Annotated in this window: 19 protein-coding genes and 1 tRNA gene; 4 read left to right on the top strand and 16 right to left on the bottom strand. The window is 60.5% G+C overall.

Going from position 1 to position 18,345, the window contains the following annotated elements; genetic code table 11:
- Positions 1 to 58: 58 nt before the first annotated feature.
- From ACE4RL_RS06140 to ACE4RL_RS06105, 8 genes are all read right to left on the bottom strand, one after another.
- A complete protein-coding gene (locus ACE4RL_RS06140) occupies positions 59 to 322 on the bottom strand; it encodes a hypothetical protein (RefSeq protein ID WP_375599628.1) in 264 nt (87 codons plus the stop codon).
- Between the two features lie 10 nt (positions 323 to 332).
- Complete coding sequence (locus tag ACE4RL_RS06135) at positions 333 to 506, bottom strand: hypothetical protein (RefSeq protein WP_375599627.1); 174 nt, start codon at positions 504 to 506, stop codon at positions 333 to 335.
- 1,020 nt (positions 507 to 1,526) lie between these two features.
- Positions 1,527 to 1,769, bottom strand: coding sequence for a hypothetical protein (locus ACE4RL_RS06130; protein ID WP_375599626.1), 243 nt, complete (start codon positions 1,767 to 1,769; stop codon positions 1,527 to 1,529).
- Between the two features lie 290 nt (positions 1,770 to 2,059).
- A complete protein-coding gene (locus ACE4RL_RS06125) occupies positions 2,060 to 4,324 on the bottom strand; it encodes a primase-helicase family protein (RefSeq protein ID WP_375599625.1) in 2,265 nt (754 codons plus the stop codon).
- 70 nt (positions 4,325 to 4,394) lie between these two features.
- A complete protein-coding gene (locus tag ACE4RL_RS06120; RefSeq protein ID WP_375599624.1) occupies positions 4,395 to 5,432 on the bottom strand; it encodes a tyrosine-type recombinase/integrase in 1,038 nt (345 codons plus the stop codon).
- A 78-nt stretch (positions 5,433 to 5,510) separates the two neighbouring features.
- Positions 5,511 to 5,587, bottom strand: a tRNA-Arg gene (locus ACE4RL_RS06115).
- A gap of 124 nt (positions 5,588 to 5,711) precedes the next feature.
- Positions 5,712 to 7,139 carry a PAS domain-containing sensor histidine kinase gene (locus ACE4RL_RS06110; RefSeq protein WP_375599623.1) on the bottom strand — a complete coding sequence of 476 codons (1,428 nt, stop codon included), beginning with the start codon at positions 7,137 to 7,139 and terminating at the stop codon, positions 5,712 to 5,714.
- A 90-nt stretch (positions 7,140 to 7,229) separates the two neighbouring features.
- Positions 7,230 to 8,666, bottom strand: coding sequence for an FAD-dependent oxidoreductase (locus ACE4RL_RS06105; protein WP_375599622.1), 1,437 nt, complete (start codon positions 8,664 to 8,666; stop codon positions 7,230 to 7,232).
- A gap of 224 nt (positions 8,667 to 8,890) precedes the next feature.
- Here ACE4RL_RS06105 and rpmH point away from each other — a divergent pair, with 224 nt between their 5' ends.
- The 4 genes from rpmH (at position 8,891) to yihA (ending at position 11,997) form a co-directional block, all read left to right on the top strand.
- Positions 8,891 to 9,025, top strand: a complete 135-nt coding sequence (gene rpmH / locus ACE4RL_RS06100; RefSeq protein WP_035077916.1) for a 50S ribosomal protein L34 — start codon at positions 8,891 to 8,893, stop codon at positions 9,023 to 9,025.
- 14 nt (positions 9,026 to 9,039) lie between these two features.
- Positions 9,040 to 9,447, top strand: coding sequence for a ribonuclease P protein component (gene rnpA / locus ACE4RL_RS06095; RefSeq protein ID WP_375599621.1), 408 nt, complete (start codon positions 9,040 to 9,042; stop codon positions 9,445 to 9,447).
- Complete coding sequence (gene yidC, locus ACE4RL_RS06090) at positions 9,444 to 11,282, top strand: membrane protein insertase YidC (RefSeq protein ID WP_375599620.1); 1,839 nt, start codon at positions 9,444 to 9,446, stop codon at positions 11,280 to 11,282. Before rnpA ends, yidC begins: the two co-directional genes overlap by 4 nt.
- A gap of 70 nt (positions 11,283 to 11,352) precedes the next feature.
- Positions 11,353 to 11,997 carry a ribosome biogenesis GTP-binding protein YihA/YsxC gene (gene yihA / locus ACE4RL_RS06085; protein ID WP_375599619.1) on the top strand — a complete coding sequence of 215 codons (645 nt, stop codon included), beginning with the start codon at positions 11,353 to 11,355 and terminating at the stop codon, positions 11,995 to 11,997.
- Positions 11,998 to 12,000: 3 nt separating this feature from the next.
- Here the strand turns inward: yihA and ACE4RL_RS06080 are convergent, their stop codons facing one another.
- The 8 genes from ACE4RL_RS06080 to tolQ form a co-directional block, all read right to left on the bottom strand.
- Entirely contained in the window at positions 12,001 to 12,720 is a 720-nt protein-coding gene (locus ACE4RL_RS06080) for a gamma-glutamyl-gamma-aminobutyrate hydrolase family protein (protein ID WP_375599618.1), read from the bottom strand.
- A 93-nt stretch (positions 12,721 to 12,813) separates the two neighbouring features.
- Positions 12,814 to 12,999 carry a hypothetical protein gene (locus ACE4RL_RS06075; protein ID WP_375599617.1) on the bottom strand — a complete coding sequence of 62 codons (186 nt, stop codon included), beginning with the start codon at positions 12,997 to 12,999 and terminating at the stop codon, positions 12,814 to 12,816.
- Between the two features lie 59 nt (positions 13,000 to 13,058).
- Positions 13,059 to 13,544 carry a peptide-methionine (R)-S-oxide reductase MsrB gene (gene msrB / locus ACE4RL_RS06070; RefSeq protein WP_375599616.1) on the bottom strand — a complete coding sequence of 162 codons (486 nt, stop codon included), beginning with the start codon at positions 13,542 to 13,544 and terminating at the stop codon, positions 13,059 to 13,061.
- 180 nt (positions 13,545 to 13,724) lie between these two features.
- Entirely contained in the window at positions 13,725 to 14,201 is a 477-nt protein-coding gene (locus ACE4RL_RS06065) for a fasciclin domain-containing protein (protein WP_375600242.1), read from the bottom strand.
- Between the two features lie 399 nt (positions 14,202 to 14,600).
- Complete coding sequence (tolB, locus tag ACE4RL_RS06060; protein WP_375599615.1) at positions 14,601 to 15,911, bottom strand: Tol-Pal system beta propeller repeat protein TolB; 1,311 nt, start codon at positions 15,909 to 15,911, stop codon at positions 14,601 to 14,603.
- 67 nt (positions 15,912 to 15,978) lie between these two features.
- Positions 15,979 to 17,100 (bottom strand): hypothetical protein, encoded by a 1,122-nt coding sequence (locus ACE4RL_RS06055; protein WP_375599614.1) that lies wholly within the window; start codon positions 17,098 to 17,100, stop codon positions 15,979 to 15,981.
- A 9-nt stretch (positions 17,101 to 17,109) separates the two neighbouring features.
- Positions 17,110 to 17,547 carry an ExbD/TolR family protein gene (locus tag ACE4RL_RS06050; protein ID WP_375599613.1) on the bottom strand — a complete coding sequence of 146 codons (438 nt, stop codon included), beginning with the start codon at positions 17,545 to 17,547 and terminating at the stop codon, positions 17,110 to 17,112.
- 1 nt (position 17,548) lies between these two features.
- Positions 17,549 to 18,250, bottom strand: coding sequence for a protein TolQ (tolQ, locus tag ACE4RL_RS06045; protein WP_375600241.1), 702 nt, complete (start codon positions 18,248 to 18,250; stop codon positions 17,549 to 17,551).
- Between the last annotated feature and the right edge of the window lie 95 nt (positions 18,251 to 18,345).

Here is an 18,345-nt window from a genome sequence, read left to right as displayed (position 1 = left end):
TATGTCGCTCACACGCAGCAGGTCTCGCGGCGATGCAGCCAGCAAGAAGGGGAAGACGCTAGGCGTCGTCCCCTTTCAAATCGTCTGCTTGCTCCATTGCACGAATGAACCGAGCCAAAAAACCGAGTGCCTCCATTGGCACCTCGTAGCCGTGCTTCCGTAGATACTCGACGCCTTGATAAACTCCATCAAACATGAAGCCACACTCGTTCAAAAGTACCTCGTCCGGATAAAGCTCCTCATGTTCCTCAAGCTTATCGGCGATAATGGCAACTAGATGGGCAATTATGAAGGCGCCTTCGGCATCCAACTTTGACGTCATGTATTTGCCCTCACTGCCAGGTTCCTTGAAAGCGCTCCTGCACATGCGTGCAGACGTCGGGCACCTTGAGGCCATTGGCGTTGAGCACGTTCGCAGCGGTGGCCAGCTTGTCCAATGAGTCCTGTATGGCGGCGCGATCACCGTCTTCGTAGTGCAAGTCTAGTTCAACTGCCAAGTCAGCCATGAGCGCCGCAAGGAGTTCAAGATTCGAATTTTCCAAAGTACATCCTCTCACGCAGTTTGCGTGTTTTCATGGGTCGATAATGCATCTGATCTATGAGCCCAGTCCAAAGATTGGCAGCAGAGCTATTGCGGACCCAAATTTTAAATTCCTGAGGGCCGCGCATCTATCTAGGAATCGGCGCCCGGTATTTAAAGAGAGAAAGACTGAGAAGGTGTAGACATTTTTTCAACGGAATCACGGGCTTGGGATTGATGATGGGGCCACATTTATCCTGGGAAAATTTTTGAAATTTCCGGCAATATCATAGGATGTACATCTCGCGGATAAGGGGTGCCCCCGCTATCTTTAATGGATACGCACCACCAGGAAGCAAGAAGTTGGCACTAATATTTAGCACTAAAAACGTTCAGATATTATCGCGCAGCCGATACTGCAACTCCCCCGTTGGGGAAGTTGCATCTTCGCAATTATGACTGCTCAAGAATCAACTGTGCCAAGTCTAGCACTGTCCTTTGTTAAAGGCACCAAAGGGGCGACCTTGGCGGACGCCTGGCTAAGCCTACCCCCAAGCTGATGCTGCTTCGCCACGAGCTCTTACGATCGTTGGCACGAGTGTACCACCTCGATAGAAGCCTCGTTGTCGGCGTTCACTAGCTTCGCGAAACTTGAGGCGCGAGTCTGGGATGAAAATGATATTCGCAGGATCGCCGAACTGAAAAGGCGTTACGCATGCTTTCATATCGGAATATTCGACAACCGAATGCAGTATCCAAGATCCCGGTGTTTCTATCCATCCCAATACAGCACGAGCACCTCCCATCGGCAAACTCGCGATATAGCTCTGACAATTATCGTGACACCGTTGAGGCTTCATCCCCATTGCCAACAAGTCTGCATTGGGGAAATGAAATACGACTTCGGACGACAGTTTTGTCAGCTGATGTGCTAGGTGCGCCTCACGCTTTGCTATGGGAGACTGAGCAAGTCTGATCAAGGCTGGCATTTGCATTGGTTTACATTTCATTCGAGAAAGGGGTCGATCGAAGCCGCCAGCCACCTGATGCTGGCTTCGCACGGGTGGTCCACAGTAATTTCTTTTGCTTCCAACCAGTCGCGACAGAACTGCCAGCTTTCGATCTTGCCATCGCTTGCCCAGTGGATGAGGTGATCGGGCCGATAGAAGATTTTATTGCCTCGACCACGAATTGACGGGTCGAATGGCGGGCCATAGCCACGAACCCGCCAATTGGCGAGGGACTGCAAGGAAACACCTGTCAAATCGGACAGATCCCTGCTTGAAACCATGCGCCAAGGTGGCCTTTGGATTCGCAGTAGAGGGGGGAGTAGAAGCTTCCGTATTTTGGCGTCCATCCCCTTGATGTAATTACAAAAACGCTAATTGCAAATCTGACTCATGTCTCACTGTCTCACCTCTTTGAACTTCTAAAAGCAGAAGGACATCTGGGAGCAAAAATTGACAGGCAGGAGCACCCTGCCACCCCAACTTCTGCAAGATGGTGAGTCAGTGAGACGCCGAGCCAAGCGACGTGCAGTTAGTACGGCTTAAGCGACTTCATGAACTCAGAACGAAGTTCGCCGTTGCTGGCGGTTGCCCAGCGATCAGCATTGCGCCAAGCCCATAGGCGAGGGCGCCTCCCATTTCCTAGGCGTTGTTGACCGAGGTTCGTAAAGCCAAGATCCTGCATCGCTTGCAAGACCACGTTTCCTGAAACATTCGCACGTGCGGAAACACGGCTGCGCAAAGCGAGCAGGAGCCTTTCGCGAGTAAGAAGATCGCAGTCAAAAGGGGCTTCGCCTTCTTCCATCATGCTCTTAATCTCACGAATAACGAGCGGCTCGGAGTCATCGATCAATTGGCGCTTCGCCTCGGTCATTGGCGGGGGAGCCGAAGGATCAAATTGCGATACATCGCGCTCAAGAAGGGCATGCAGGAATGCGGGAGCCTGGTCCAGGCCATCGCCAAAGAGCATGGAATAATAGGCTTTGTCCTGAGGCACGGCCGGTGACCTGACGATGAAGAAACGACGATCGTCCTTGGCAATCTTGACCGGCATACTCTGGTTCGTGAAACCCAGAATGACCCGCGGTGTGCGCGCCTCGTATGCAACGATATGCTTCTGGTTGACCGCCTGAGTTTCCTCCGTAATCCAGACCTTCATTCGTTCATAGGCTTCGAGGTGATCGCCCACACCCGACTCCTCCCAGATCAGCGCCTGAGTGTTTCCAAGCTTTTCGGTCCACTGCGACAAGATCTCTTCGCCGGCAACGGTCACAGCATTCTTCTCGCCGAAAAGCTGCTTTAGGAGCTGGCCAAGAAAGCTTTTGCCTGTACCCTGACCACCCATGATGATCGCTGCGTGTCGAATCTTGAGCGCTGGCTTCTGCACGGCATGCGCCAGAATATCCATGAGGTGAGCGCGCTCGTCCCTGTCGGGAATAAGATACTCGAGATGCCGCATGATGATGCCGGTATCGCCCGCCATCGGTAGCAGCGCCCCGGGTTGCCACATGTTCAGCTTGGTCTCCCCACTTTCTTCAACGATCTTGTCCGTCTCGCCGGGGAGGTAATCGAACGTGTCAACCTTGCGCGTATAATGATCCGTGTTGAGAATAGTGTGGGGCGTGTTCTTCCCAGTGTAGGCGCGATATTTATCGCTGAACTGGGTGTCTTGTAGGCGCACCCCTGTTGCCAGGTGCACGTACTGCCGCTGTCTGATCACGTAAACATACTCACTCATCAGCTTGGCCAGCACGGGAGAGCGTGTCCCCAACATCAGCGGGGTGGTCAATGTGCCGCCCTTGTGGAAGGCACATTCATTGCAGCCTTCGAACCCGTCAGATGAAATGATTGCACACGTGCGTGGGCCGGTCGCCCGACCCAGCTTTTCGGCTGTCTCGCGTTCGTCGTAGCGGGGATCTGTCGCGGAAATCTCATGAAAGATTTCCTCACCGCCTTCACAGCGCTCGATGATCGTTCCCAAGGCATACCATTCCGGTTCCGAAAGCGCTGCCGCACGATTAACGGCGTTCTCAACCCACTTACATCCTGCAACTACAGAGTCAAAATTCGGCTTTTCGGCATCGGGCGCGATCGAGACGCCAGTGGCGAATTTGCGAGACCCAAGTGGCTTCACGTGAGGTCGAGCAGGTTCGATGAGTGCCTCTAATTCCGCTATCTCAAAACGGTTTTCAGGCTCATAGCTCTCCAGCGCTACCGGCTTCGCAGGATTGGATTTATGGTTGAAAGTGCCGGGATGGCGGGTAATACGCGGAAGGTCACTTACGTTGTCCATGTGAAAGCCAGCAATTCGAAATGCGCCTCCGATCAGAGCGTTCATCCCCTGGCACAGAGCCGTTATGGCTGCGCGATCATTGTCGTTAGCTATGAACGGCCTCTGAAAGTGATAGCGACCGTAGTATCCATTACCGGAATTGATAACTGCGGTAGGCTGCGGGACACCGGCCTCATCTAGGAGGCGGCGAATCTCTTCCAAAGAACCAGGTAAGTGCTCGTTGCGCGAATGGACGGTTGCATCGGCTGATTTCACGTCCCAGTCGAACAAGATGCCCGGCAGCGCGATTATATCTTGGGCGGTGCCGCGCCCCTTTTGCGGAATCTGACCCAGCACACCCCAGCTGTGGTACACTTGATCGTTTGCAGCCGCTGCAACCATATGGGCCTCGGCGGCATCCAGATCATCTACGGGATAAAACGAAAAGCCGGAACGGGGCGACCCGATCGAAATGTAGCCTTCCTCGATCCCTTCATAGATAGTTTTTAGTTTGTAGTTGCTCATACGAACTCCACGGCCTTGGTTTACGCAGCTCTGTGCTGCCGAGCACATGTCGTTCGGGAACATTTTTTCGCTAGGGTTTCCCGAGGCTTGGTCTATCGGTAATCGGAACGATGGCGACCGAGTTGTCGAGTTTGGCGGCTATTTTTGAAGCATCGAGATGGGTATAGCGCAACAACTGTCGCGGATCCCGATGGCCCGAAATCAGTGCCACCTCGGGCAGCGATAGTCCGCGTTCGAAAAAGCGGGAGACGGCCTCGTGTCGCAAATCGTGGAACCTGAGGTCAGTTACGCCGGCACGGGTTTTCACGCGCTGCCATGACAGCTTGAACGCATTCGCGCTGATGGGGAAAACCAAGTCCTCCCGAGTTGGTTTGGACGAAAGTCGCTCCAGCAACGCAACGGCTGACCGGCTCAGCGGAATGATCCGCGAACGCCCATTCTTGGACATAGGAATGAGAAGAACCCGGTCCTTGAACGAGACGTGCTTCCATTCAAGCGCGAGAATTTCGCCCCGACGCATTCCGGTGGCCAGAGCGAAGCGAAAAACGTCTTTCACCACGGTGTTTCGCACTGACTTGAACGCTCCAGCCAAGCGTCTCAGGTCGCGATAATGGAGCCTGCGCTCTCGCGGAGATGCAGGGTCGGGCTTGTGAACTTGGTCCACGGGATTGGACGCAAGCATCACGCCCCATTCTCGTCGGGCAACGTCGAGCACCTGTCGTATGAGGACCAAGTCCTGGCGCACTGTTTCGCCCGAGACCGTCATTAGCCTCTCGTCGCGATACTCGGCGACCACTTGCGCCGTTAGGCGGGACAGGGAGAGGTCGACGATGGCATGCCGAAGCATGCGATTGATGCGGTACCGTTCGCTATCTGCGCTCTTCTTCCTGGGCGTGATATTGTCGCGGTATCTTGCAAGAAGATCCCGGAGGGTGGCCAGCGGTTGGTGCAGAGGGATGAAAGGCTCGCCGCGATCGAACCGGCTTTCGACGTCCCGTCCCCAGGCCTCGGCATCCTTGCGACTGTGGAAGGTCCTGGAGAGGGCCTTGCTGCCTTGACGGCGGATTTGTGCCTGCCACTTTCCGTTGCGTTTTCGGATGGTCGCCATCGTGTGCCTCACTGTGACGCCAGTGTGACAGGCAGAACAAGCAACTAGACGATGATGCGGCTAAGTCATTGAAATAAGTGGCGCGCCCGAAGAGATTCGAACTCCTGACCCCCAGATTCGTAGTCTGGTGCTCTATCCAGCTGAGCTACGGGCGCGCAAACCGTCATGTGCGGTAGGCTCTGGGTCGGTGCGACTGGCGCTTCCGATCAAAGCGGGGCAACCCATACATGGGTGTTCTGGCCATTGCAAGCGGGGCGGTGACGATTTTCGTGGGAGAATTCAGCCTTCCTTGCGGCGGACCGGCAGTGTTATGTCGAAGCGGGTCCCCTGCCCCTCGTCCACATGCGCCAGAACCCCGCCATGTGCCTCGGTTATTTCCCGGGCGATGGCCAGGCCTAGCCCGGTACCGCCCGAGCGGGCCGAGCCTTCAAAGGCGATGAACAGGTTTTCCCGCGCGCGCGGTGGCAGGCCCGGTCCATTGTCGCGCAGGGTAATAACCGTGCGTTCGGGATCGGCACTGGCGCGCGCCTCGATGCGAAAATCCTGCGCTTCGCCCGGCACGGCTTCCAGGGCCTCGCGCGCATTCTTGAGCAGATTGACCAATACCCGCCCCATCTGCCCCGCATCCACCTCAACCATCAACGAGGCATCCACGCCATTGTCGAACGCGATCAGCGGATTGCCCGCCACACGGGCGTCGAAGGCGGCGTCGTCCACCAGCGTGCGCAGATTGACCGGCGCAAATTGCGGCACGATGGACGTCTCCCGGCCATAATCGAGCACCGCCTGGGCAAAGCCGATCGCCTTGTCCAGCGTTGTCACCAACCGCGGCGCCAGGCGCTGCACCTTGGGATCGTCCAGCGTTGCCACCTGGTCCGAGAGCAATTGCGCCGAGCTCAAGGTGTTGCGCAGATCGTGATTGATCTTGGCCACCGCCAGCCCCAGATCGGCCAGATGCCGCCTTTGCCGCAGCATGGAGAACAACTCCGTTTCCATATCGGCCAATTCTCGTTCAAGAATCCCGATTTCGTCCGACCGTCTGGAGGGGATCAGAATCAGGGAGGCGTTTTCGGGCGCCTTGCGGAAGGCCAGCATATTGCGGGTCACCCGCAGGACCGGGTCAATGAACAGGCGGCTGACCAGGACATAGAGCACAAAGGCCGTCACCGCCGCGACACCGAAGGAGACCAGCGCAAAACTGCGCGAATAGTCGAACATGTCCCGCCGCAGCGGCGCTTCGGGCATCAAAAGCTCGACCAGGCTTTCATTGAGATCCCCCTCGCCCACCACGCGTAGCGTCCGCCCCGGCGCGGCAATCAGCGTGTCCAGCGCGCCCCAGACCCGGCTGGGCAGATCCCCCTGCCGCAGATCGGCGGTGACGACCGTGTCCGGCATCACCGGATTGGTCAATTCGATAAGCTGGCTCTGTCCTTCGCGCCGATAGACGATGGCATGGGCCCCCGCAGAGTTGAGCAGGCGATCGGTCAGGTCGCGTGGCAGCGCCATAACGTCGGGCACAGCGTCAAGCACGCGGGCCGCCACCACGCCGACCTGCAGACGGTCCTCGAGCCAGGTCGTGCGAAAACTGGCGACCGAAGGCAGGAAAATGACGATTTCCACCAGCAGGATCACCCCGATAATCGTGGCGATCAGCTTGCTCGAAAGGCCCGGAAACCGGCCGGCCATGGCGTTGAGCGGGTTGGTCATGCCGATAATACTATGCCAGTCCCCCTGTTTGCGTCAGACCCCTTGGCGTCGATCAGCCCTCTTGCAGCCCGATCGCCAGCGGCCGGCCGGTTAAATGCGCAACCATCGCCGGGCGGCACCAACGCGCCTCATAAAGGGAGATACGGTCTCCCTCGCCTTATGGTTTTCACCAAGGCCGACAAGCGTTGCCAAATGACTCGGATGGGGCACGCTCAGCGCAGCCAACTGGCTCAAGGGCAGGCCATTATCCATGGCCAGCGCGAGCACTCCGGCCAGTTCGCCCGCCTGCGGCCCGACAAGACTGGCAGCAACCACCTGTCCCTTGGCATTGACCAGCACCTTGGTGAGGCCACGGCCCTGCCCCTCAGCCAGCGCCTTGCCATTCTCGCTCAGCCCCACACGCAAGATGGCGTGCCCCGTTGCCAGAGGTTTGGTCTCGGTGGGCCAGCGGCCGATCTGGGCCAGTGCCGGCTCGGTCTGGACCAGGCGCGGCTCATATGCTGGGCGGCGCCGCGGCGCGCCCAGCACCAGCGCTTCGATCACCGCCCGCCCGTGGCCAAGCGCATGCTGCCACTGCTCAATGCCCGCCGCCGCGCCGACCACCCTGATCCGCCCATTGCTGGTCTGGCCGAGCGCCCCGACGGCAAATTGCCTTGGTTGTCCACGCAAGGGTCGAAGCCGGGCTGCATCAAGCCCCAGCCCGTCCAGGCTGGCCAGATGGCCCGCACACACCAGCAGATGAGAAACGTCCAGCGCCTCGCTTGCGCCCCCCTCGGGCAACGCTACATTGACACCGATGCCCTGCGAGCGCGGCTGGATCGCGTCGACAACCGCGCCATCAATCACCCGCACACCGTCTTCGGCCAGGGCCCGCATCAATATGCTGGACGTCTCGGCGTCAAAACCGGCCAGTGCCGGCCCTTGCGGCACCAGCGTGACGGCCGAGCCCAGCCGCGCAAATACCTGCGCCAGTGCCAGCGCCTCGGGGTCGCCGCCAATGACCAGCAGATGCGTCAACTTGCGCGCATTTTCGAGGATGCTGTCAGGCGTGAAATAGCCTGCCTCATCCAGTCCGTCGATGGCCGGCACCATGGCCTCAGCCCCCACCGCCAGCACGAAGGCCTGCGGCCGGACCTGCGCATCACCCACCGCCAGCGTCGTGCCATCGACGAAGCGGGGCGTCCCGGTGAGCACCTCTATCCCCAGCGCCGCCAAGCGTTCATGGCTGTCGAGCACGCCGTGTTCGGCCGCCAGATCCCGCGCACGCTCCTGCACCGTCCGCATGCTGATCTTGGGTTCGACGCTGGCAAGGCCAAGTGCATCGGCCTGCCGCATCGCCGCCGCCCGCGCCGCGCTTGCCGCCAGCGCGGCGAACCGAACGGCCCGTTGCGGGCCATCGCCCGGCTCAGGCACCTGCCTGCCGACAAGCAAGACATGAGCGCCAAGGCGCCGGGCATGCTGGGCCAGCGCGATTCCGAGCGCCCCCGCGCCCACGATGCAAAGCTCGGGTCGAAATATCTCAGCCATGTCCGCCACAGGCCAGAACCATTGCTGCTCTTATGCGGGGGAAACCTTGGCTTGACAACAGGCAGCAAAGGGCTGATCGGCCTGCCAATGCGCGTTGACTTGGCGCGGTCTTTTCCCTATAGACCCCACCAACGCGCAGGCGGCGCCCTTGCCCGCCTCCAGGATAATTCTGCTCTCAGGCAGCACCAACCAAGAGGAACCGTGCCACAGCGCGGTCTGATGTTATGAAGCGTACATACCAGCCTTCCAAGCTCGTGCGTGCACGTCGTCACGGTTTCCGTGCCCGTATGGCGACCAAGGACGGCCGCGCGATTCTCAATCGCCGCCGCCGTGACGGCCGCAAGAAGCTCTCGGCCTAAGGATTGCTGGCCGGATGACGGCCGAACAGTCCACACGCCAAGTGACACTGCGCCGTCTGAAGCGGCGCGCGCAATTTTTGAGGGCTGCCCGGGGCAATCGCGCCGGGCGTTCTGCGTTTGGATTGCAGGCCGTGCCCAGCACCGAGCCCGATCCGGGCATTGGCTTCACTGTCACCAAAAAAATCGGCAATTCCCCCGAGCGCAACCGCATAAAACGGCGTTTGCGCGCCGCTGCGGCAGCTTGCGCGCGTGACTTTGAGCCCGGACATGACTATGTCCTTCTGGCGCGGCGCGAGGCCCTCAGCCAGCCTTTTACCAAGCTGGTCGCCGACCTCGGCGGCCTTATCGCTCGTGTGCATGACACAAAACTGGGCGACAATCGCAAAACACCCGGCCGCGGCCAACGGAACCCGAGACCATGAATTCTGACAATCGCAATGTGATCCTTGCCGTCGTGCTCAGCATGATCGTGCTGTTCGGCTGGCAGTTTTTCATTGCCGGCCCGCAACTCGAACAGGCCCAGCGCCAGGCCGAGATCGCTGCCCAGCAGCAGGCCGAGGCGGAGCAATTGGCAGTACCCTCGACCAATGCCGACGGCACTGCCGTTGCGCCGGCCTCGGGCACTGACACGCCGCGCGCCTTTACCGACCGGGCGACCGCCGTCGCTGCCTCCGAGCGCGTCACCATCTCCACGGCAGACCTGGAAGGCTCGATCAATCTGACGGGCGCGCGGATCGACGATCTGCAGCTCAAGCAATATCGCGAAACGGTTGACCCCGATTCTCCGACTATTGCCCTGCTCAAGCCCGCTGGCCTGCCCGATGCCTACTTCATCGAGCAGGGTTGGGCCGCTGCTGCCGGTTCCGCTGTGACGCTGCCCACCAGTCAGTCGATCTGGACTGTTGAAGGCGACAACACCACGCTCACCGCCGATACGCCGGTCACCCTGCGCTTCGACAATGGCGAGGGCCTGACCTTCCGCCGCACCTTTGCCATCGACGACTATTACCTTTTCACCGTCACCCAGGCCGTGGAAAACACCGGCGCGGGCGACGTGGCGCTGTTCCCTTATTCGCGCGTGATTCGCCACGGCAATCCGCAGGTGCAGAATTTCTTCATCCAGCACGAAGGCCCGATCGGCGTGCTCGGATCGAACAACTATGTCGCCCGCAAATACGGCGACCTGCAGAACGAGCGCCAGGTGGATTTTTCCTCGACCACGGGTTGGCTCGGCATGGCCGACAAATACTGGGCGACTGCTGTGCTGCCCAAGGCTGGCACGTTGATCAATGCGCGCTTCGCCTATAGCCAGTCCAATGGCACCAATGTCTACCAGACTAACTATGTCGAGACTCAGCCTGTCATGGTGCCGGCGGGTGGCACGGTCAGCCACGAGGCCTATGTTTTTGCTGGCGCCAAGGAAGACCGTGTCATCGCGTCCTATCAGGAAAGTTATGGTTTTGACCGGCTTGAACTGCTGATCGACTGGGGCTGGTTCCACTTCCTGACCAAGCCCATGCACTGGGCCCTCGTCAATCTCTATGCCCTGCTGGGCAATTTCGGCCTCGCCGTGCTGGCAGTGACCGTCATCGTCAAGGCCATCTTCTTCCCGCTGGCCAACCGCTCCTATGCCTCCATGGCCGCCATGCGCCGCGTGCAGCCGGAAATGAAAGCCATTCAGGAGCGTCTCAAGGACGATCGCGCTGCCCAGCAGCAAGCGATGATGGAGCTCTACAAGAAAGAGAAGATCAATCCGCTCTCGGGCTGCTGGCCGATCCTCATTCAGATCCCGGTCTTTTTCGCGCTCTATACCGTCATCTTCATCTCGCTCGAAATGCGCCATGCGCCGTTCTTTGGCTGGATTCAGGATCTGGCGGCGCCCGATCCGACCAATATCTTCACGCTGTTCGGCCTGATCCCGTGGGATCCGACCGCGCTGCCGCTCCTGGGCTCGTTCCTGCATCTGGGCATCTGGCCGGTCATCATGGGCATCACCATGTGGGTGCAGATGCGTCTCAACCCGCCGCCGCCCGATCCGACCCAGGCCATGATCTTCAACTGGATGCCGGTGATCTTCACCTTCATGCTGGGCACGTTCCCGGCGGGTCTGGTGATCTACTGGGCCTGGAACAACACCCTGTCGATTGCCCAGCAGTGGTTCATCATGAAGCGCCACGGCGTCGAGGTGAACCTGCTCGGCAACATCATGGACACGTTCCGCCGCAAGCCAAAGGCAGCCGAACCCGGCAAAAGCTAAGCCGGGTCGCCCGCCCAAAAACCTTAGGCCCGCCGCTTCGTCGGCGGGCTTCTCCTATCTGGGGTCACACATGAGCCAGCCTGACTATTCCCCCGACATCATCGAGCGCGGCCGCTTGCTGTTTGCCCGGCCTTTCCTGTTCGTGAAGGGCTGCGTGAAGCTGGCCGACCTGCCCCCGATGGACCGGGTCGAAATCGCCTTTGCCGGCCGCTCCAATGTGGGCAAGTCGAGCCTGATCAACGCCTTGTGCGGCACCTCGGGGCTCGCCCGCACCTCCAATACGCCAGGGCGCACGCAGGAGCTCAACATCTTCGAGAGCCAGAGCGAGAACCTGCGCATCGTCGACATGCCCGGTTATGGCTACGCCAAGGCGCCCGAGCCCAAGGTCAGGGCCTGGACCGCGCTGATCCATCAATATCTTACCGGTCGCGCCACGCTGCGCCGCGTCTATGTACTGATCGACAGCCGCCACGGCGCCAAGGACAACGACATCTCGGTGATGAACGAGCTCGACCGCGCGGCGGTCAGCTATCAGGTCGTCATGACCAAGGTCGATAAGCCCTCCGCCAAGGACCTCGAAACCGCAGTCGAACGGACGAGGGCCGCCATCGCCAAGCGCCCGGCAGCGCATCCCGACATCATCCAGACATCGAGCGAAAAGGGCACGGGCCTGAACCAGCTCCGCACGGAAATCGCTCTGCTGCTGGAAAGCTGATGGCTATCGCCGTCCGGCGGCGTCCAGCATGAAGCGCGCGATATATTCGCGTACCTTGGCACTGTCCGAGGTGCTCGCAAACGAATCCATCGCCTTGGCAATGACCGCGTCGCTGGCTTTGCCGCGCCGGAGGTCCACAAGTGCCGTGCCATAGCGGTCATCGAATTCGGGATGGGGCTGAAAACTGAGCGCCTGGCCGGAGCGGTAGAACAGACCGGCATTGGGCGTGAACTCCGAGGCCAGGACAATTTGGGCCTCTGCCGGCGGCACGATCACCTGATCCTGATGCGAGCACACGACTGAGAGCGTGTCGGGTGCACCAGCCATGAATTCGGGCCGCGCGGCAACCCGGTACTGGTGGCGCCCCAGCCCCCAGCCCTTTTCAGACTTGCGCACATCCCCGCCCAGAGCATCAGCCATCACCTGGTGACCGAAGCAGATGCCGAGCATTGGCGTTCGCGCCGCATAAGCCCGGCGGATGAAATCACGCAAAGGTCCGAGCCATTCGTGATCCTCATAGACCCCCGCTGAGGAGCCCGTGATGGCTATCGCCTCGAGATCGGCCGGATCAGGCAAAGCCTCGCCGTCCAGCACATGCACCGCATCATACTCAAACGCCTGACCGGTCGAGGCGAACATATTGCGGAACATGCTGGCATAGGGATCAAACCGGTCCTTGAGCGGATCGGGCACCTTGCCGACTTCAATTGTGGTGATCTTCATGGCCAACCGGGTGTCATCAACCCGATTGGCATATCGGAAACGCACAGGCCCGATCAAGCGCACGCCTGTGCGAGGCTGCAATGCAGCGGCGAATTAATTGTTGCCGTCATTCGGGCGCGATTTGCGCCCGCCGTCGCGCCGGTCTTCCTTGGTTTTGGCGTCGCCCGGCGCCTGACCGAAATGCGTACCGCCCAGATGCCCGCCAGTGCTGACATTTTCCAGCTTTTCGTCGACAGGCTTGTCCTCGGACTGGTTTTTATCATGCATGTTTTCACTCATGGCTGTTCTCCTCTGTCGGGAGGCCAATGTGCGAGGTGCAGGATCGTTCCGTCCGGCCGCTATGCTGCCGGTTCGAACCGCAATGACAATCCGTTGATGCAGTAGCGCAAGCCCGTAGGCGGCGGGCCATCCTCGAAAACATGACCCTGATGCCCACCGCAATTGGAGCAGTGCACCTCGACCCGCGTCATGAACAGCGAATTGTCTTCCTTGGTGCCGATAGCGCCCGGGATATAGTCCCAGAAGCTCGGCCACCCCGTCCGGCTGTCGTATTTCTTGTCAGATTCGAACAGGGCCTGGTCGCAACCAGCGCAGTGGAAGATGCCCGCCCGCTTCTCGTCATTGAGGGGGGAAGTATAGGGCCGTTCCGTATCTTCATGCCGCAACACCTGATAGGCGGCGGGCGACAGGCGCTGGCGCCATTCTTCGTCGGTCAGGGTGAAAGGAAAATCGCCCTGTGCAGCCTGCGTTCCCCGCAGCCCCAGGGCAGTGCCGAGCGCCAATAGAGAACCAGTAAACAGCACCTTGCGACGATTGAGCGACATGGCAACCTCCTAATGATGCATTGCCCGGCGCAGGGCCGGGCAATGCCTGGTCAGTAAGGACGTGACCATGAACGCATGCGGGCGTCCATCTTGGTCACGTCAAGGTGAGGCTCCGCGGTTTGGGACGGGGGCAAGCGAAGCCTCGGTTTCCTGCACTATTCGTTCAGGTGCAGGCTTTGGTTACATCGCGGGCAGCAGAACCGCGTCGATGACGTGGATCACGCCGTTGGACTGGTCCACATCGGCGATGGTCACGGTGGCCATGCCGCCATTGGCATCGGTGATCTTGACCATGTCGCCATCGAGGCTGAAGGTCAGTTCGCCACCCTGCACGGTCGCAGCGCTGTATTCACCGCCATTGTCGTTGATCATCTGCACCAGGTCACCCGAGTGAATGTCACCGGCAATCACGTGATAGGTCAGAACGGCCGTCAGCTGGTCCTTGGCTTCGGGAGCCAGCAGACCCTCGACCGTACCGGCAGGCAGGGCTTCAAACGCAGCATTGACCGGGGCGAACACGGTGAACGGACCTTCGCCCGACAGCGTCTCGACCAGGCCGGCAGCCTGCACGGCGGCAACGAGCGTCGTGTGGTCGGCCGAGTTTACGGCGTTCTCGATGATGTTGTTGGTGGCGGGCATGGCAGCGCCGCCGACCATCGGAGCGTCCTGGGCGATGACGCCACCGGCGACCGAACCAAAAGCGAGAACGGCGGCGACGGAGAGAGCACGAATAGAAATGGTCATAGTGAAGTTCCTTCCTGTGTAATTCTGTTCCCATCCATCTCGATGGGACGCAGGAAGATACGGGCCCGCTCTCAACCCAGTTTCGCCGGCTTCAAAAAAATTCAAAAATCTTCACACACCACAAACTCGATATATATCAGTCACTTACTGACTTAGAAGCCGCCGGACCTTGCCCCTAAAAAAAGAAAATCTGCGGTGATCCAACCGCGTGGTGCGCGCGTAAAAGGGCCGATTTTGGCTTCCGGTTCCTAGTAAAACAAAAAATCCCTCCGACCAGCGGAGGGATTTCAAAAGTCTGCGGGAGAACTTGGTCTAGCTGCGCAGGCCCGACCAGGACGGATCGGAAGCATAGCTCTCGGTCGGCACCGTCTGGGCCGCGCGGCCCCAGATATCGACGCTCATCAGCCGCGGGCCGTCATTGCCGCCCGGGTCCTGGTAGAACATGATCACCCGACCATTGGGCGCCCAGGTGGGCCCCTCGGCATGATAGCCCGAATAGAGCAGGCGCTCGCCCGAGCCATCGGGGTTCATGATGCCGATATGGAATTGTCCGCCTGACTGCCGCGTGAAAGCGATGAGATCGCCTTTGGGCGACCAGACTGGCGTCGAATAGCTGCCCTGGCCGAAACTGATGCGCTGGGGATTCCCGCCGCCAGCGCCCATCAGGTAGATCTGTGGCGAGCCGCCCCGGTCGCTTTCAAAGATGATCCGGCTGCCATCGGGCGAATAGGAGGGCGAGGTATCGATCGCCGCCCCGGAGGTGAGCTGCTGCGGCTGACCGCCGCCTGTCGAAACCGCATAGAGATTGGTGCTACCGCTCTGTTCGACAGAGAAGGCCACCGTACCGCCATCGGGCGAAAACCGCGGCGCAAAGGTCATGGCGCCGACATTGGCGAGGCGCTGCTGGCGCCCCGTCGAGAGCTGCAGCAGATAGACCTGCGGATTGCCCTCGGCAAAATTCATGTAGGTGACCAGGTCGCCGTTGGGCGAAAAGCGCGGCGTCAGCGCCATCGATTGCCCATCGGTGAGATAGCTCACATTGGCGCCATCCTGATCCATGACCGCCAGGCGCCGCACGCGATTGGCTTTGGGGCCGCTTTCCGCGACATAGAGCACGCGCGTATCGAAATAACCGGTCCCGCCCGAAAGCTGCGAATAGATCGCGTCCGAGACAAGATGCCCAATGCGGCGCGCCGAATTGGGGTCGGTCGCGTAGGAATTACCCACCACCTGTGCTGCCTGCTGGGTATCCCACACCCGCACCTGCGCCGAAATCTGGCCGCCGCGCTCCACCGCGCCCATCACCAAGCCATCGACATTGGCTGTGCGCCACACATTGAAATCGGGCGTCGCATTCACATCGCCCACCGCAACCGGCAGCGAGGCCGGATCGAGCGGCAGGAATAACCCCGAACGCCTCAGATTGTTGCGCACGATATCGGCGATCTCCCGCCCGAAAGCCGGGTCGGACGAGGCGAAATCGGGAATGGCGATGGGCAGCGGCTGGAAATTGGCGCCCTCCACCACGATGCGCAATTGCGCCAGGGTCATGGGGGCGGTGGCCAGCAGGGCCCCGCCGGCGAGGCCAATCTTGAGCGCTGCGCGTCGGTTGAACAGGGTCATCGGTCCTAATTATCTCCGGTCTTGCCGTTTTGGCCGCAGTTTGGCCAGCAAACTGGCAAATTCAAGGTCAGGGTCTGAGTTCCACTTCGATCTGCCGCCATTCGTCATAGGCGTCAGCCGAAAGCATGCTGTAGGGGCCACATTGCATCACCGCCCGCTGCGCCGCCCGGGCAATGGCCTGCCCGGCGGGGGATGGGTCGGACGCAACAACCCGCGGCGTTCCCGCGACACTGCCATCACGGTTCATGCTCATGCTCAGCGTCACGTTCATGCCGCTGTTGAAATCGCTCGGCAGCAGGTTCCAGCAGGTCTTGATCCGGGCCACCAGACCATCAATGGCCGTCTGGCTCAAGCGCGCCGATGTGCCGGTCCTATCGCCCAGCGTCGGCGAACCACCCTGCCCGGTCGTCGCACCAGTGGTTGGTGCATTGTTGATGATCGAGGAAATCTCGTCTGCCGTCTCCGAACTGATCTCGGTCGGCGGCGCCTGCCGTGCAGCCGCGGCTGCAGCTTGGCGCTGCCGTTCCTCCTCTTCACGCCGGCGACGCTCCGCCGCCAGCGCCTGCTCGCGGATTTGCGCAAGATCGGCCGGACGCGACGTCGGCAAGGCAACATTTACCTGCGGCGGCGTTGGCTTCGGCTCCGGCGCGGGCTCTGGCGTCGGTTCGGGTGCAGGCGTGGGCTCGGGTTCCGGCAAAGGTTCGGGTTCAGGCTCTGGCTCAGGCAGAGGCTCCGGTTCCGGTTCAGGCGGCGGTGCAAGGTCCTCCGGCCGCGTCTGCGGCAGGGTTACCGGCGTTGGTGCTGGTTCGGGTTCGGGTGCGGGCTCCGGTTCCGGAACTGGTTCCGGCTCGGGGGCCTGTTCGGCCTCGGGCGCCGGCGCTGTCTCGGTTACTGGGGCTGGCGTGGGCACGTCGGCCGGCGATGGCGTCACCTGGTTCTGTTCGGTATTGCCCGTGGGTTGCGCCAGTTCAGCCGGTTCCTCGCTCTCGACGGCGGACGGCGTCTCGGTCTCGACCACCTCGCTGTCGAGCTGGCCCAGGCGGATATTGGAGTATTCCTCGATGGGCACCAGGTCGACCGCAATGGACTGCACATTCGGCTCCAGTGGCTCGGTCAGGCCAAGATTGACCAGACCCAGAACCAGCAGCAGAACGTGAAGTGATATCGATACGACGAGGCCGGTGCGCATATGCCAGGCCTACCTCTCGCGCTCGGTAACGAGCCCGATCTTGGTATAGCCGGCGGCCGAGAGCAGCCCCATCACCCGCATCACCGTGCCGTAATTGGCCGTCGTGTCGCCACGCAAATAAATGCGGTCCTCAACCGTCGCCAGGGTGCCCATGGTGCTGACCAGATCACCCTCGCTCACCGGCGCTTCATCCACAAAGATCGCCCCTTCGGGCGACACCGAAACCGTGATCGGGCGAGTCTGACTCGGCAGTTCATTGGCCGCCGTGCGCGGCAAGTCCACCGGCACGCCCGAGGTCATCATTGGCGCTGCCACCATGAAGATGATCAGCAGCACCAGCATGACGTCGACCATCGGCGTCACGTTGATTTCACTCATGACCGCACTGCGCTTACGGCGCCGGCGGCGTCCGCCGCCGCCTCCGCCTGATGCGACACCCATGCCCATGTCAGCGGCCCCGCGCTTCGAGCTGGCGGGAGAGAATGGTGGAGAATTCGTCGGCAAAGCCCTCAAGGCGTCCGATCATCTTGCCGGCATCGGACGAAAGCTTGTTGTAGGCGATAACCGCCGGAATGGCCGCCACCAGGCCAATGGCCGTCGCAAACAGCGCCTCGGCAATCGGCCCGGCCACTACGGCCAGGTTTGTGTCGGACGACGCCGCGATATTGGTAAAGGCGTTCATGATGCCCCAGACCGTACCGAACAGCCCGATGAACGGGCCAGCCGAACCGACCGTGGCCAGAAAGCCAAGCCGCTTTTCGAGATATTCGCTCTCGCGCGAAATGGCAACGTCGAGCACCTTGTCGAGCCGCTGCTGCATGCCCACAAAGCTCGCCGCATTCTGCTCGTGGCTACGCTTCCATTCCTTCATGGCGGCAACGAAGACGGCACCCAGCCCGCCCGATGGTTTTTCCGCCTGCTGTTGGTAGAGCTCCTCCAGCGACTGGCCGGACCAGAATGTGCGCTCGAAGCGGTTCATCTCCGAATGGGCGCGCCGAAAGGTAATGGTCTTGTCGATGATGATCGCCCAGCACCAGATCGATGCGGCCAGCAGGCCCAGCATCACCGATTTGACGACGAAGTCGGCGGCCCAGAACAGGCCCCAGATGGAGAGGTCAGCATGTGGAGCGACAGCTCCAGCAGCATCCATGGCTTCCATGAAAAAATCCCTTCCGGTCGGCCCGTGCATGCGGCCCCATGGCTGCTGCGATGGGGACGAAATCTGTCAAAATTAAGAGAAATGCC

The organism is Devosia polycyclovorans, from assembly GCF_042181575.1.
Lineage (GTDB): Bacteria > Pseudomonadota > Alphaproteobacteria > Rhizobiales > Devosiaceae > Devosia > Devosia polycyclovorans.
The sequence above is the reverse complement of the archived record's forward strand: the minus strand, read 5'-3'. Positions and strand labels throughout refer to the sequence as shown.